Source organism: Aureimonas sp. AU20 (assembly GCF_001442755.1).
GTDB lineage: Bacteria > Pseudomonadota > Alphaproteobacteria > Rhizobiales > Rhizobiaceae > Aureimonas.
The window spans coordinates 2,853,750-2,868,721 of record NZ_CP006367.1; the positions used below are offsets into that span (position 1 = coordinate 2,853,750).

General features: G+C 66.4%; 12 protein-coding genes and 1 pseudogene. 8 read left to right on the plus strand and 5 right to left on the minus strand.

All coding sequences use genetic code 11. The features are described 5' to 3' along the window. The first annotated feature begins 5 nt into the window (after positions 1 to 5). From rplI to M673_RS12790, 8 genes are all read left to right on the plus strand, one after another. Positions 6 to 581, plus strand: coding sequence for a 50S ribosomal protein L9 (rplI, locus tag M673_RS12755; protein ID WP_061976403.1), 576 nt, complete (start codon positions 6 to 8; stop codon positions 579 to 581). 164 nt (positions 582 to 745) lie between these two features. Continuing rightward, the gene (locus M673_RS12760; RefSeq protein ID WP_061976404.1) at positions 746 to 2,008 is read left to right on the plus strand and encodes an SAM-dependent methyltransferase; all 1,263 of its coding nucleotides are present in this window, start codon (positions 746 to 748) and stop codon (positions 2,006 to 2,008) included. Positions 2,009 to 2,158: 150 nt separating this feature from the next. Beyond that, entirely contained in the window at positions 2,159 to 3,643 is a 1,485-nt protein-coding gene (locus M673_RS12765; RefSeq protein ID WP_061976405.1) for a replicative DNA helicase, read from the plus strand. A 22-nt stretch (positions 3,644 to 3,665) separates the two neighbouring features. Next, positions 3,666 to 4,808 (plus strand): alanine racemase, encoded by a 1,143-nt coding sequence (gene alr / locus M673_RS12770; protein ID WP_061976406.1) that lies wholly within the window; start codon positions 3,666 to 3,668, stop codon positions 4,806 to 4,808. Positions 4,809 to 4,812: 4 nt separating this feature from the next. After that, entirely contained in the window at positions 4,813 to 6,201 is a 1,389-nt protein-coding gene (gene radA, locus M673_RS12775; RefSeq protein ID WP_061976407.1) for a DNA repair protein RadA, read from the plus strand. A gap of 79 nt (positions 6,202 to 6,280) precedes the next feature. Beyond that, positions 6,281 to 6,919 (plus strand): CvpA family protein, encoded by a 639-nt coding sequence (locus M673_RS12780; protein WP_061976408.1) that lies wholly within the window; start codon positions 6,281 to 6,283, stop codon positions 6,917 to 6,919. Between the two features lie 213 nt (positions 6,920 to 7,132). After that, entirely contained in the window at positions 7,133 to 8,584 is a 1,452-nt protein-coding gene (gene purF / locus M673_RS12785; protein ID WP_061976409.1) for an amidophosphoribosyltransferase, read from the plus strand. A gap of 87 nt (positions 8,585 to 8,671) precedes the next feature. Further along, complete coding sequence (locus M673_RS12790) at positions 8,672 to 9,412, plus strand: SDR family NAD(P)-dependent oxidoreductase (RefSeq protein ID WP_061976410.1); 741 nt, start codon at positions 8,672 to 8,674, stop codon at positions 9,410 to 9,412. A 51-nt stretch (positions 9,413 to 9,463) separates the two neighbouring features. Here the strand turns inward: M673_RS12790 and M673_RS12795 are convergent, their stop codons facing one another. The 5 genes and pseudogenes from M673_RS12795 to M673_RS12815 all read right to left on the minus strand — a co-directional run bounded on the left by M673_RS12795 (position 9,464) and on the right by M673_RS12815 (position 14,887). Then, positions 9,464 to 10,018, minus strand: a complete 555-nt coding sequence (locus M673_RS12795; RefSeq protein WP_061976411.1) for a pyridoxamine 5'-phosphate oxidase family protein — start codon at positions 10,016 to 10,018, stop codon at positions 9,464 to 9,466. Positions 10,019 to 10,028: 10 nt separating this feature from the next. Continuing rightward, positions 10,029 to 10,829 carry a CDP-diacylglycerol--serine O-phosphatidyltransferase gene (pssA, locus tag M673_RS12800; protein WP_061976412.1) on the minus strand — a complete coding sequence of 267 codons (801 nt, stop codon included), beginning with the start codon at positions 10,827 to 10,829 and terminating at the stop codon, positions 10,029 to 10,031. Between the two features lie 4 nt (positions 10,830 to 10,833). Next, positions 10,834 to 11,541, minus strand: a pseudogene (locus M673_RS12805) (phosphatidylserine decarboxylase); the annotation flags it as partial. A 120-nt stretch (positions 11,542 to 11,661) separates the two neighbouring features. Beyond that, positions 11,662 to 13,512, minus strand: coding sequence for an ABCB family ABC transporter ATP-binding protein/permease (locus tag M673_RS12810; protein WP_061977832.1), 1,851 nt, complete (start codon positions 13,510 to 13,512; stop codon positions 11,662 to 11,664). Between the two features lie 202 nt (positions 13,513 to 13,714). Next, the gene (locus tag M673_RS12815) at positions 13,715 to 14,887 is read right to left on the minus strand and encodes a LysM peptidoglycan-binding domain-containing protein (RefSeq protein ID WP_061976414.1); all 1,173 of its coding nucleotides are present in this window, start codon (positions 14,885 to 14,887) and stop codon (positions 13,715 to 13,717) included. Positions 14,888 to 14,972: the final 85 nt, after the last annotated feature.

Here is a 14,972-nt window from a genome sequence, read left to right on the forward strand (position 1 = left end):
AGACCATGGACGTCATTCTTCTCGAGCGCATCAACCGTCTAGGCGGCATCGGCGACACCGTTCGCGTCCGCGACGGCTTCGCCCGCAACTACCTCCTCCCGACCGGCCGTGCGCTGCGCGCCAACGAGGCGAACCGCGCTAAGTTCGAGTCGCAGAAGGCCTCGCTCATCGCCCGCAACGAAGAGCGCCGCACCGAAGCCCAGGGCATCGCCGGCACGCTCAACGGCAAGACCTTCGTGATCGTGCGCTCGGCCGGCGAAACCGGCCAGCTCTACGGTTCGGTCTCGGCGCGCGACATCGCCGACCTGCTGCGCGACCAGGGCTTCGCCGTGAACCGCAACGCGGTCGAGCTGAACCTGCCGATCAAGACGATCGGCCTGCACACGGTTTCGCTGGTTCTTCACCCGGAAGTCGACACGGCGATCAAGGTCAACGTCGCCCGCTCGCCGGACGAAGCCGAGCGCCAGGCGCGCGGCGAGCTCCTGACCTCGGCCGAGGCGATCTACGGCAACGACGAGGACGAACTCCTCGAGGACGAAGCCGAAGAGACCGAAGGCGAGACCGAAGAAGAGCAGGCCTGATCCTTAAGATCGGCTGAGCGATCGACCCGGCGGCATTCCGCTGGGTCAAAAATTTCAGGGAAGGCGGGCTGAAAACCATCAGTCCGCCTTCCCTTTTTTGTGAGTTGCGTCATCCTATTCACGATTCGGCCCACACGGCCGCCGGGTGGTCAGGAGGCATTCGCATGTATCCTCTGCTCTCGCTTTTCCTGCGTCGACTCATTCGCAGGGGCGATCTCGTGCTTCAAACCGTGGACGGGACGCGCCATCGGTTCGGAGATGGCAGCGGCCCGCCGGTGGTCATGCGCCTCAACTCTCGCCGCGCCGAGCGCCTGCTGGCGCACAACCCGGCCTTGACGCTGGGCGAGTGCTACATGAACGGCGAGCTCGACATGACCGAGGGCGGGATCATGGGTCTCCTGACCCTCGTCTCGGAGAACGCGGGGGCCGATCCCACGAACGAGGTCTGGATGCGCGCCTGGGAGCGGCTGCGCCTCGTCTGGCGCCGCGTCGTCCAGAACAACGTCCCCGCGCGGGCCCGTCACAACGTCGCCCATCATTACGACCTGTCGGCCGAGCTTTATTCGCTCTTTCTCGATCCCGACCGGCAATATTCCTGCGCCTATTTCGAGCATCCGGACCAGTCGCTCGCCGAAGCGCAGCTCGCCAAGAAGCGCCACATCGCCGCCAAGCTCCTGCTCGACCGGCCGCATCTCGACATTCTCGACATCGGCAGCGGCTGGGGCGGTCTGGCGCTGTATCTCGCCGATGTCGGCGACGCGCGCGTCACGGGCATCACCCTTTCGGAAGAGCAGCTGTCCTGGTCGAGGCGGCGTGCGGTGGAAGGCGGGATCGACGATCGCGTCTGGTTCGAGATGCAGGACTATCGCCATGTCCAGGCGCGTTTCGATCGGATCGTCTCGGTCGGCATGTTCGAGCATGTCGGACGGGATTTCTACGACGCGTTCTTTCGGCAGGCGCATCGCATGCTCAAGCCCGATGGGGTCATGCTGCTGCACACTATCGGCCGGCTGGACGTGCCCGCAAACACCAACAGCTTCATCAGCCGCTACATCTTTCCCGGCGGCTACATCCCCACGCTCTCCGAGATCACGCCGTCACTGGAGCGGGCGGGTCTCTTCGCGACCGATATCGAGGTGCTGAGGCTCCACTACGCCGAGACCTGCCGCGCCTGGCGCTTGGCCTTCGTCGCGCAGTGGGACCGCGCGCGGGCGCTCTACGACGAACGTTTTTGTCGCATGTGGGAGTTCTATCTCGCGATTTCCGAAGTCGGCTTTCGCTGGCAGGGGCTGGCCGTGTTCCAGATCCAGATCACGCGCCGGATCGACGCCCTGCCCATCACGCGGGACTACATGGTGGACGCCGAGCGGCGGCTGCGCGAGCGGGACGCGGTGGCCCTTGCGCCGTCGCTGGAGCGCACCGGCTGAAGGCTTGCGAAATTCACAGCTTATCCACCGCTTGTCCCCGCGTGCGGCGTGGGGACGCGGTGAATCTTTTCCGCCGGGCCTCGCGAAATTGGTCCTCGATGCCGATCTCCTGTAGAAGGGTTCCCTACCCTACGCATGGAGTGCAAGAGAATGGCGGAAGCCGCGCGCAAGTTCGAGGAGGAGCAGCCGCTCTATCGGGAAGCCCCCGCGAACATCGAGGCGGAGCAGGCCCTCCTGGGCGCCATCCTGGTCAACAACGACGCCTATTACATCGTCCATGACTTCCTGAGGCCCGAGCATTTCTTCGAGCCGATCCACCGCGAGATCTTCTCCAAGGCGGGCACGATGATCCGCATGGGCAAGGTCGCGACGCCGATCACGCTCAAGACCTTCCTTCCGGCCAACGACCGCGTCGGCGACATGACCATGGCGCAATATGTGGCGCGCCTCGCCTCCGAAGCCACGACCATCATCAACACGGCCGACTACGGCCGCGCCATATACGATCTCGCCATCCGCCGCTCGCTGATCTCGATCGGCGAGGAGATGGTGAACGTCGCCTTTGACGCACCGGTGGACGCCGAACCGCGCAAGCAGATCGAGGAGGCCGAGCGCGCGCTCTATCAGTTGGCCGAGACCGGGCGCTACGACGGCGGCTTCCAGTCCTTCGGCGACGCCATGGCCCAAGCCATCGAGATGGCGGGCGCGGCCAAGGATCGTGACGGAGGCCTGTCGGGCATTTCCACCGGCATTCGCGAAATGGACAAGCGCCTCGGCGGCCTGCAGCCCTCCGACCTTATCATCCTGGCCGGGCGACCGGCCATGGGCAAGACCTCGCTCGTCACCAACATCGCCTTCAACATCGCCTCGGCCTACGAGCCGGCCGAACAGGCCGACGGCTCGCACAAGGCCAAGAACGGCGGCGTCGTCGCCTTCTTCTCGCTGGAAATGTCGGCCGAGCAGCTGGCGACCCGTATCATTTCGGAGCAGAGCGAAGTCTCCTCCTCGAAGATCCGGCGCGGCAACATCACCGACGCGGAATATTCCAAGCTCGTCGCCTGCACCGAGATGATGCAGAAGGCGCCGCTCTATATCGACCAGACGGGTGGCATCTCGATCGCACAGCTCGCGGCTCGCGCCCGGCGCCTCAAGCGCCAGCGCGGCCTCGACGTGATGGTGATCGACTACGTCCAGCTCATGCAGGGTTCGGCCAAGACGTCCGGCAACCGCGTGCAGGAAATCACCGAGATCACCACCGGCCTCAAGGCTCTAGCCAAAGAGCTGGAAGTGCCGATCCTCGCCCTGTCGCAGCTCTCGCGTCAGGTCGAATCGCGCGATGACAAGCGGCCCCAGCTCTCCGACCTTCGCGAATCGGGCTCGATCGAGCAGGACGCGGACGTGGTGATGTTCGTCTATCGCGACGAATATTATCTTCAGAGCAAGGAGCCCAAGCCCGGCACGGACGATCACATGAAGTGGCAGCAGGAGATGAACGAGGCCAGGGGCAAGGCCGAGGTCATCATCGCCAAGCAGCGCCATGGCCCGACCGGCACCGTTCCCCTCGCCTTCCAGGCGGAGTTCACCCGCTTCTCGGATCTGGCGGAGGAAAGCCATCTGCCCGAGCGGTTCGAGTAGCAAGCAGACCAGACTGACAGCCATGATGCATCCCGTTCTGTCCGCCGTTCCGTTGAGCGGTCGCGGCCCGTTCGTCACGATCGACGGCTGGGCGCTGAAATCCAACTGGCGCCATCTCGCCAATCTCGCTGGCGGCGCGCGCACCGGCGCGGCCGTGAAGGCCGACGGCTACGGGCTCGGCGCGCCGCTGGTCGCCAAGGCGCTGTTCGCGGCGGGCTGCCGCGAGTTCTTCGTGGCCTGGGCCAGCGAGGGCGTTCAGGTGCGCGAAGCGCTGGCCAACACCAATTGCCGCATCTTCGTGCTGCAAGGCATGGACGCGGAAGCGGCCGAGCTGTGCCGGCGCTTCCGGCTCATTCCCGTGCTTTCGACGCTAGAGGACGTGCGCCTCTTCGCGGAGGCCGGCGCCAGCGCCCTGCCCGCGCCGGCCGCGATCCAGTTCGAAACCGGCATGAACAGGCTCGGATTGGACGAGGCGGATGCGCGCAAGGCGCTCGCCGTCGCGCGCCAGGGCGGCTTCGACGTGGCCTTGGTCATGAGCCATCTCGCCTCCGCCGACGATCCTACGTCGGGGCAGAACGAGGAGCAGCGCCAAAGCTTTGAGCGGCTGGCGGCGCTGTTTCCTCACACGGCGCGTTCGCTGGCCAATTCCGGCGGCGTGTTCCTCGGCGCGCCCTTCCATTTCGATCTGACGCGGCCGGGCATCGCGCTCTATGGCGGCGAAACGCGGCTCGATCCGACCGGCGCCCTGCGCCCGGTCGCGACGCTCCATGCCCGGGTTCTGCAGGTCCACACGGCGACGCGCGGCGAGGCGGCAGGCTATGGCGCGACGGCGCGGCTGGACCGTGCGACCCGCATCGCGACGGTCGGCATCGGTTATGCCGACGGCTATCCTCGCACGGCCTCCGGCGTCACCCCCTGGCGCACTGAGGAGCCCGCGCCGGACATGGCGATCGCCGGCCATCGCGCCCCGGTTCTCGGACGGATCTCCATGGACATGACGCTTCTCGACGTGACCGATCTGCCGGAAGACGCCGTGCAGCCTGGCGAGGTCGCGGAGGTCTTCGGCCCGACCATTCCGCTGGACGAAGTGGCGCGGCGCTGCGGCACGATCTCCTACGAACTCCTGACCCAGCTCGGCGCTCGCGTCCAGCGCTTCGCGGTCTGACCGGATGGCGAAGCTCAAGACCTCCTTCATCTGCCAGAATTGCGGTTCGGTCTATTCGCGCTGGATGGGCAAGTGCGAGGCCTGCGGCGAGTGGAACACGATCGTCGAGGAGAACGACACGGGCGGCATCGGCGGCGGTCCGCTGAAGTCGCGCCGCAAAGGCCGCCCGGCCGCGCTGCTGCCGCTGTCGGGCGAAATGGAGGAAGCGCCGCGCATCGTCTCGGGCATTCCCGAGCTCGACCGGGTGACCGGCGGCGGTTTCGTGCGCGGCTCAGCGCTCCTGGTCGGCGGCGATCCCGGCATCGGGAAATCGACTCTCCTGATGCAGGCCGCGGCCGCTCTGGCGCGCGGCGGGCACCGGGTCGTTTATGTTTCGGGCGAAGAAGCGGTGGCGCAGGTGCGCCTGCGCGCCCAGCGCCTGAAAGCCGACGACACCAGCGTCATGCTGCTGGCCGAAACCAATATCGAGGACATCCTGGCGACGCTCGGCCAGGAGAAGCGGCCCGACCTCGTCATTATCGATTCGATCCAGACCGTCTGGACCGACATGGCGGAATCCGCGCCGGGCACGGTGACGCAGGTGCGCTCCGGCGCGCAGGCGCTGATCCGCTATGCCAAGTCGAGCGGCGCGACGGTGATCCTGGTCGGCCATGTCACCAAGGAAGGCCAGATCGCCGGCCCTCGCGTGGTCGAGCACATGGTGGATGCCGTTCTCTATTTCGAGGGCGAAGGCGGGCATCACTATCGCATCCTGCGCACGGTGAAGAATCGCTTCGGCCCGACCGACGAGATCGGCGTATTCGAGATGGGCGACGGCGGCCTTCGAGAAGTGCCGAACCCGTCCGAGCTGTTTCTGGGCGAGCGCAACGGCAAGTCGCCGGGCGCGGCGGTCTTCGCCGGCATGGAGGGCACCCGCCCCGTGCTGGTGGAGATCCAGGCGCTGGTCGCGCCCTCGCCGCTCGGCACGCCGCGCCGCTCGGTTCTGGGCTGGGACGCGCCGCGTCTTGCTATGGTGCTCGCGGTACTGGAAGCCCATTGCGGCGTGCGTCTCGGCCAGCACGACGTCTATCTCAACGTTGCGGGCGGCTATCGCATTCATGAGCCGGCGGCCGATCTCGCCGTCGCGGCTGCGCTCGTGTCGTCGCTGTCGGGTCGGCCGCTTCCGTCCGACTGCGTCTATTTCGGCGAGATCAGCCTGTCGGGCTCGGTGCGTCCGGTGAGCCACGCCGCACAGCGCATCAAGGAAGCCGAGAAGCTCGGCTTCCGGCGCTCGGTCATGCCTTCGACGTCGGGCGAAGCGCCCAAGCCGAGGGACGTGGAGACGCTGGAGATCGAGACCCTGCCGCATCTCGTCGCGGAGGTTGCGGGTCGCCAAATCGAAGTCGAGACTTGATTTTTCGCCGCATCGCACGGCAAAGAACCCTGATCGGGCGGACTGACGCCACCAACAGCCCGCCGAAGGCACGGAACCGATGACCCTGACGCTTCTCGATGCGATCCTCGTCGCCATCATGCTCGTTTCGGCGCTGCTCGCCATGGTGCGCGGCTTCTCCCGCGAGATCCTGTCCGTCCTCAGCTGGGTGGCCGCGGCGGCGGCAGCCTTCTTCTTCTACAAGCAGCTGACGCCCTTCGCCTCGCAATATATCCACAACGAGAAGCTGGCGATGGCTGCCTCGGCCGCCGGCATCTTCTTCGTGACGCTGCTGATCGTCTCCTTCATCACGCTGAAGATCGCGGACTTCATCATCGACAGTCGGATCGGCGCGCTGGACCGCACGCTCGGCTTCGTGTTCGGCGCCGCGCGCGGGCTGCTGCTCGTGGTGGTCGCCATGGTGTTCTTCAACTGGCTGACCCCGCCCGAAGGCGGCAACCAGCCGGCCTGGGTCATGCAGGCCCGCTCGAAGCCGATGCTGGACGAACTCGGCACCAAGCTCGTCGCCGCCCTGCCCGACAATCCGGAAGCCACGATCCGCCAGCGCTTCGAGGGCGCAGCGCAGCAGCCCGCCGGTACGGCCACCCCGGGCAGCCCGGCGGCGTCCGACCAGCCCGCCTCGATCGAGGATGCGATTCAGCAGGAAGAGGAACAGCCGGCGGAAGCACCGGCCAACTGACAGGGCGTCCCGACGATCCGGCGCGCCTGATCGCCGCCACGCGGGACGAACAGCGAGGAAGCGGCGAGCGCCCTTCCTTCCGAACGAAGAGCGGCTCGGGGCGCCAAGGTCCCGGGCCTTTTAGGTTTTTCATTCGTGTTTCAGGAGCCGACCCCCTATATGACAAATGGGTGGCGGCCAGTCGGAAACGGCGTGCAGGGAAAGTTCGAGCGCATGGACGAGACACCTTTCGACGATGACAGCCTGCACGAAGAGTGCGGCGTTTTCGGCATTTTCGGCCGTGCGGATGCGGCGGCGGTGGTGACGCTCGGGCTTCATTCCCTCCAGCATCGTGGCCAGGAAGCGGCGGGCATCGTCTCGTTCGACGGGAAGCAGTTCCATGTCGAGCGCCATGCCGGCCTGATCGGCGACACGTTCACCAAGCAGTCGGTGCTCGAACGCCTGCCGGGCGAGGCCGCGATCGGCCACACGCGCTACGCCACGACAGGCGGCGGCGGCCTGCGCAACGTGCAGCCCTTCTTCGCCGAGCTTTCGGCCGGCGGCTTCGCCGTCGCCCATAACGGCAATCTAACCAACGCCATGACCGTGCAGCGCGAGCTGCAGCGGCGTGGGTCGATCTTCTCCTCCACCTCCGACACCGAGACGATCCTGCATCTGGTGGCCACCAGCGCGGCGCGGCATTTCAACGAGAAGCTGATCGACGCCTTATCTCGGCTTGAGGGCGCCTATTCGCTGGTCGGCATGGCGCCCGGCCGCATGATCGGCGTGCGCGATCCGCTCGGCATCCGCCCGCTCGTACTCGGCGAGCTCGAAGGCTCGCTGATTCTCGCCTCCGAAACCTGCGCGCTCGACATTATCGGCGCCGATTTCATCCGCGACATCGAGCCGGGCGAGATGGTGACGATCACCGACACCGGTCTGGAATCCACCTTCCCGTTCCAGTCGCGCCGCTCGCGCTTCTGCATCTTCGAATATGTCTATTTCGCCCGGCCCGACTCCAATGTCGAAGGGCGCAATGTCTACGAGATCCGCAAGCGGATCGGCGCGGAGCTTGCCCGCGAGAGCAAGGAGATGGGCGACATCGTTGTGCCCGTTCCCGATTCGGGCGTGCCCGCCGCGATCGGCTATGCCCAGGAGGCCAAGCTCCCCTTCGAGCTCGGCATCATCCGCAACCACTATGTCGGCCGCACCTTCATCCAGCCGACCGACTCGATCCGCCACATGGGCGTGAAGCTCAAGCACAATGCCAACCGATCGATGATCGAAGGCAAGCGTGTCATCCTGGTGGACGATTCGATCGTTCGCGGCACCACCTCGCAGAAGATCGTGCAGATGGTGCGCGAGGCCGGCGCCAAGGAAGTGCACATGCGCATCGCCTCGCCGCCGACGCGCGCATCCTGCTTCTACGGCGTCGACACGCCGGAAAAGTCCAAGCTCCTCGCCTCGCGCATGACGATCGAGGAAATGCGGGACTATATCCAGGTCGACAGCCTCGGCTTCGTCAGTATCGACGGCCTTTATCGCGCCTCCTTCGAGCCGGAGCGCAACCCGCACGCGCCGCAGTTCTGCGACGCCTGCTTCACGGGTGACTATCCGACCGCGCTGACCGACTTCGACGGCGCGGACAATGTGCGCCAGCTCTCCATGCTGGGCGGCAACGGCTGAGCGGGTTCAAACCCGCCCTGCCATGAGCTAGACAGGCCGCTTGAAGGCGGCCACCGGGCCGCCCCGAACCGGGGGGCTCAGCGGCTCATGGCAGGACAACTCGAAGGGCGCGTCGCGCTGGTCACCGGCGCGTCGCGCGGCATCGGCTATCACCTCTCCAAGCTTCTGGCGGCGGAAGGCGCGCATGTCGTGGCCGTCGCCCGCACCGTAGGCGGATTGGAAGAGTTGGACGACGAGATCAAGGCGGCCGGCGGCTCGGCGACGCTGGTGCCGCTCGACCTCACCGACATGGCCGGTATCGACCGGCTCGGCGGCGCGATCAACGAGCGCTGGGGCAAGTTGGACGTTCTGGTCGCCAATGCAGGCGTGCTCGGCATCCTGGCGCCGATCGGCCATATCGAAGCCAAGACCTTCGACAAGACGATGACGATCAACGTCAACGCGACCTGGCGCGTCATCCGCTCGGTGGACCCGCTCCTGCGCCTGTCGGACGCCGGGCGCGGCATCGTCCTCTCCTCGGGCGCGGCCCATTCCTGCAAGGCGTTCTGGGGGCTCTATGCCGCGAGCAAGGCGGCGGAGGAAGCGCTCGTTCGCTCCTGGGCCAACGAGACCGTCAACACGCCGCTGAGGGTCAATTCCGTCAACCCCGGCGGCACCCGCACGGCGATGCGCGCCCTGGCCATGCCAGGCGAAGACCCGGCGACGCTGCCGAGCCCGGCCGATGTCGCAGCCAAGATCCTGCCGCTCGCCTTCCCCAGCCTCGCTGAGACGGGCCAGCTGTTCGACGTGCGCAAGAACCGCTTCCTGCGCTATCGCGATCCGGAATGAGTAGGCTCCTCCCGGCGGCCTACGGCAGCCGGGAGGCCCCAACCTGATCGATCAGGCTTCCTCGAAGCCGGTCGGCAAGCCGTCCATGCTGATGAGGTTCTTCTCCCGGCGATAGGCGCGCAAGCCATCCTCGCCCTTGGCGGCGGCCCAGCGATCCAGCGTCGGCCGCTCGCCGGCTGGCTCGAACAGGGGCACGCCGAAACCGCAGGAGGTCTGCACGAGATCCACCGCAAGGAAGACGACCTGCCGGGCGCCAAGCGGCTCGTCGCCACCATAATGGGCGTCGAGAAAGGCGCGGTAGCGCTCCGACCCGCGAAAGGCCACGTCTCCGCTCCCATAAAGGCGCAGGATCAGCGGCGGGCCGTCGAAGGCGCAGAACATGATCGTCAGCCGCCCGTCGGCTTTTAAGTGCGCGGACGTTTCGCTGCCCGAGCCGGTCAGGTCGAGATAGGCCACCTCGTTCGGCCCGAGGCGATGCAGATGGTCGGTCGGGCGCGGCGAGATGTTGACGCGCGTTCCCTCCGCCGCGGAGGCGGTGAAGAAGATGCGCTGCCGGTCGATGAACTCGGCTAGACGCTCGTCGATCGCGGGAAACTGCTTGGCCATGGATGCGACCTCAGGGGTTGGCGCCGGCGTGCGCCTGCTCCTGCCGGCGATAGGCACGGATGGAGAAGGGAATGGCGGCGTAATAGGCGATGGCTGACACCGTCAACGTTTCCCAGAAGAAGCTGAGTAGCAGGCCGATATAAAGAACCACGACCAACACGATCCAGACGAAATGATCGCGCCGCACCGGCAGGCCGATCGTCTTGCCCGAGAAGGTCGGGATGCGGCTCGCCATCAGGAGACCGACGCAGACGAGATAGATCGAGGCGAAGGCGCCCGAGACTTCCGGCATGTTGAAGTTGCCGGCAAACGTCAGATAAACCGGAAACAGCGCGAGTCCCGCTCCCGCCGGCGAAGGTACGCCGGTGAAGTAGGCGCTCTTCCAGGCCGGCCGGTTCGGCTCGTCCAGCATCGTGTTGAACCGCGCGAGACGCAAGGCGCAACCCGCGATGTAGAGGAGCGCTGCGATCCAGCCGATCGAGCCGACCGCGTGCAGCGAATGGGCATAGAGCAGGAGCGCCGGGGCGACGCCGAAGTTGACGATGTCGGCGAGAGAATCCATTTCCGCGCCGAAGCGGCTCTGGCCGTTGACGAGGCGGGCGATGCGCCCGTCGATCCCATCCAGGAAGGCCGCGCCGAGAACCAGCCCCACCGCCAGCTCGAACCGGCCTTCGAAGGCGAAGCGAATGCCCGTCACGCCGGCGCAGATCGACAGGATCGTGATGATGTTCGGCAGGACCTGCCGGAAGGTGACGCGCGAAGCGGGCGCGCGCTGCGTGATCTCGTCGCCCGGGGGGATCGCTCCGCTCATCGGATCAATCCTTGCGCCAGGAGACATGAGCCGTGTTGACGGCGAATTCGGCGATCACCGTTTCTCCGGCGATCGCCGTCTGGCCTTCCGCGACGCGCGCCACCGTGCCGTCCGGCAGGTAGACGTCGAGGCGCGAGCCGAAGCGAATGAGGCCGAAGCGCTCGCCCGCTTCCAGATGGTCGCCGGTATGAGAGAAGACCACGATGCGCCGCGCGATGGCGCCCGCGATCTGGACCACGCCCACCTCGCCGCGCGGGCTCTCGACCACCATGGAGGACCGCTCGTTCACCTCGCTCGCCTTGTCGAGCTCGGCATTGGCGAACTTGCCCTCCTTGTAAGCGATGCGCGCGATGCGACCGCGAACCGGAACGCGGTTCACGTGGCAGTTGAAGACATTCATGAAGATCGAGATGCGCAGCAGCGGCTCTTCGCCGAGGCCGAGCTCGGCCGGCGGCACGACATGGCCGACCAGCGACACGCGCCCGTCCGCCGGGCTCACGACAAGATGATCGGCCACCGGCGTCACGCGCTCGGGGTCGCGGAAGAAATAGGCGCACCAGAGGGTGAGCACGAGGCCGATCCAGAACAGCGGCTCCCATAGGAGCCCGAGCAGAACCGAAGCGACGAAGAAGCCGGCGATGAACGGGTAGCCCGCCCGGTGGATAGGCACCAAGGCGTTTCGGATCGAGGCGATCATGTCCATCGGGGAATTGGTCCTTCGCTGCGCGGCGCGGCAACGAGGCCGTTGCCGCCGGGAACCGACACATAGGGAGAAACGGGCCGGCGCTCAACGCCGTCCCGTCGGGTTTGGCGGCCTGGGACCGCCTTGCGGTCAGACCGTCTCGGCGGGCCGCTTGCGCTCCAGCACACCCAAGGCGTCCGCCTCACGGGCGCGGCGAAGCGTTTCTTCGGCTTCGCTTTCCTCGCGCTGCATGCGCCACATCTCGGCATAAAGCCCGCTCGCGGCGAGCAGGTCGCGATGCGAGCCGCGCTCCACGATGACACCGGCCCGAAGCACGATGATCTCATCGGCGTCCACGATGGTGGAGAGCCGGTGCGCGATGGTCAGCGTCGTGCGCGAGCGCGAGACGAGCTGGAGCGCGCTCTGGATCTCCTGTTCGGTGTGGGTGTCGAGTGCCGAGGTGGCCTCGTCCAACACGAGGATCGGCGGGCTCTTCAGGATGGTTCGCGCGATCGCCACGCGCTGCTTCTCGCCGCCGGAAAGCTTCAGGCCGCGCTCGCCCACCATCGTGTCGAACCCGTCCGGCAGAAGCTCGATGAAGCGTGAGATCTGCGCCAGATCGGCGGCGCGCGTCACATCCTCGTCGCTCGCCGAGGGCCGGCCGTAGCGGATGTTGTAGCGGATCGTGTCGTTGAACAGCACGGTGTCCTGCGGCACGATGCCGATGGCCTTGCGCACGCTTTCCTGCCGGACCTCGGAAATGTCCTGCCCGTCGATCGTGATGCGGCCGGAATCCAGATCGTAGAAGCGAAAGAGAAGCCGCGAGATGGTGGATTTGCCGGCGCCCGAGGGGCCGACGATCGCCACCGACTTGCCGGCAGGCACCTCGAAGGAAACGCCGCGCAGGATCTGCCGCTCGGGATCGTAGCCGAAGCGCACGTCCTCGAAGCGGATGGCGCCCTGCCCGACCACGAGATCCCTCGCGCCCGAACGGTCCTGCACCTCCTGCCGGATATGGAGGAGGTTGAACATCTCCTCCATGTCGGTCAGGCCCTGGCGGATTTCGCGATATACGAAGCCGATAAAGTTGAGCGGCACGGAAAGCTGCATGAGCAGCGCGTTGATGAAGACGAAGTCGCCCAGCGTCTGTGTGCCCGCGCGCACCTCCATGGCCGACATGACCATGGCGATGCCCATGCCGGCGGAGAAGATGACGCCCTGGCCGAAGTTCAGCCAGCCGAGCGAGGTCCAGGTTTCCGTCGCGGCCTTCTCGTAGCGCGCCATGGATCGATCGTAGCGCTCGGCTTCCATGGTCTCGTTGCCGAAATACTTGACCGTCTCGAAATTAAGGAGCGAGTCGATCGCCTTGGTGTTGGCGTCGGTGTCGCTGTCGTTCATCTCGCGGCGGATGGTGATGCGCCAGTCGCTCGCCTTGATGGTGAACCAGCCGTAGAGAACCACGGTTGCGGTGATGACGACGAGATAGGACAGGCCGTAGGTGAAGCCGAAGATCGCCGCCGTCAGCGCGAATTCCAGAAGCGTCGGCAGCGTATTGAGGATCGTGAAGCGCACGATCGTCTCGATGCCCTTGGTGCCGCGCTCGATGATGCGGCTAAGGCCGCCCGTGCGCCGCTCCAGATGGAAGCGCAGCGAGAGCTGATGCATGTGAACGAAGGTTTGGTACGCCAGAATGCGGACGGCGTATTGCCCGACGCGGGCGAAGAGCGAATCGCGCAGCTGGTTCAGCGCGACGGAGACGACGCGGGCAATATTGTAGGCCACGACCAGCGTCACCGCGCCGGTCAGCACCAGCGGCAGCCAGCCGGAGGCTGAGTTCACGCCGTTCAGCGCGTCAGTCGCCCATTTGAAGAAATAGGGAATGCCGACTGTCAGGATCTTGGCCAGCACGAGATAGAAGGTCGCCCAGAGAACGCGGGCTTTGAGATCGGGTCTCTCCTGCGGCCACATATAGGGCCACAGGTTTTTCAGTGTGCGCCACATGGCGCCGCTGTCGCCGGAAACGGCTTGGGGCTTCGTGTCGGACAAGGGGACGATCCAATATGAAGGCGGCAAAGGCCTCGCCGCACCGGCGGCTCCTGCGCCGCCCGCTTTGGATCGGTTCTAGTCCCGCGCCCGGCGGGAGGCCAGTCCCCTTCGCGCTCGGTTTGATGAACGCACCGGCACGCCCACTAAGCCAGAGGGCTCAGCCGTTCTTGTCGGGAACGCGGAAGACCTGGCCGGGATAGATCCGGTGTGGATTGCGGATCTGATCGCCATTGGCGAGATAAATCACGGTGAACCGGCTGCCCTGCCCATAGGCGTTGCGCGAAATACGCCAAAGCGTGTCGCCCTTGCGGATGATGACGCGTGCTTCGACGCGCTTCAGAGCCGGCTGGAGGGTGGCGCCGGATGTGGCCGCGACATCGGCGCTCGCCTCGCCTGATGCAGCAGCGACAGTCGCCTCGGAGGGAGCCGGCGCGATTGCAGCGAGCGGGGCTGTGTCCGGGCGATTGAAGGGAACTTCGACGCGCGCCACGACGCGGCCCGCACCGTCCACCTCGTCGGCGCGCACGACATGATCGCCGACCGCGACGCCCGCCAGGGCACTCGCGATGAACCGATCGCCCGCGCCGCCCTCGGTTTCGGAAACCAGCGCGTCGTCGAGATAGATGCGCACCTTCGAGCGCTCGCTCGCGGCCCCGGCCACGAAGAGCTTGCCGTTCTCGGCCTCGACGGCCTCGACCGACAGCGTCCTCGCCGGAGCGCCAGCGGAGACCGGTGGCGTCGCATCCGGCGCCGGCTGCGCGGAGGAGACCTGCATGCCCGCACCCGACGGGGCGGCCGGCGTCCGATCCTTGGTGGCGGCGGGCTCGGAGGCGGGCTTCACCAGAATTTCCGAAGCCTCGCCCGGCCGCTGCAGCATGACCAGCAGCTCGCTCTCGCGCCCCTTCTCGGGCACGTTGACGATGGCGGTCTCGCCCGACGCGGCGTCGGAGGCGCGGCCGGTGTCGTTCAACGCCAAGCGATGCTGGCCGACGGGAAGCGTGAGATCGAGGGCGAAGGCGCCGCTGGCGTCAGTCTTCACCTCGGCCAGTTGCTCGGTTCCGTTTTGGAGGCGCACGGTGGCATTCGGCGCCGCGCGCCCCGCAACCACGGCCGCGCCATCGGGCTCCACGCGCACGATGTCGAAACTCGGCGCGGGGGCCGTCGTCGCTTCGGCCGCCTGTTCGGCTGGCGCAGTTGCCGAGGGAGCGACCGTCGAGGATGGCGCGACACTCGCCGGCGCCGGCTTCTCGGTCGAAGCGAGCTCCGTGCGCGGTGCTTCGAACAGGCCGAAATGCCAGCCGCCGGCAAACGCGGCGACCGCAATGGCCAATATCGAAACTCCCATACGCGCGTTCATGCTCTTGCCGCCAATTTGAGGTAAAAAATTGATTACTAAGGGAGTTTATCCCCGCAAC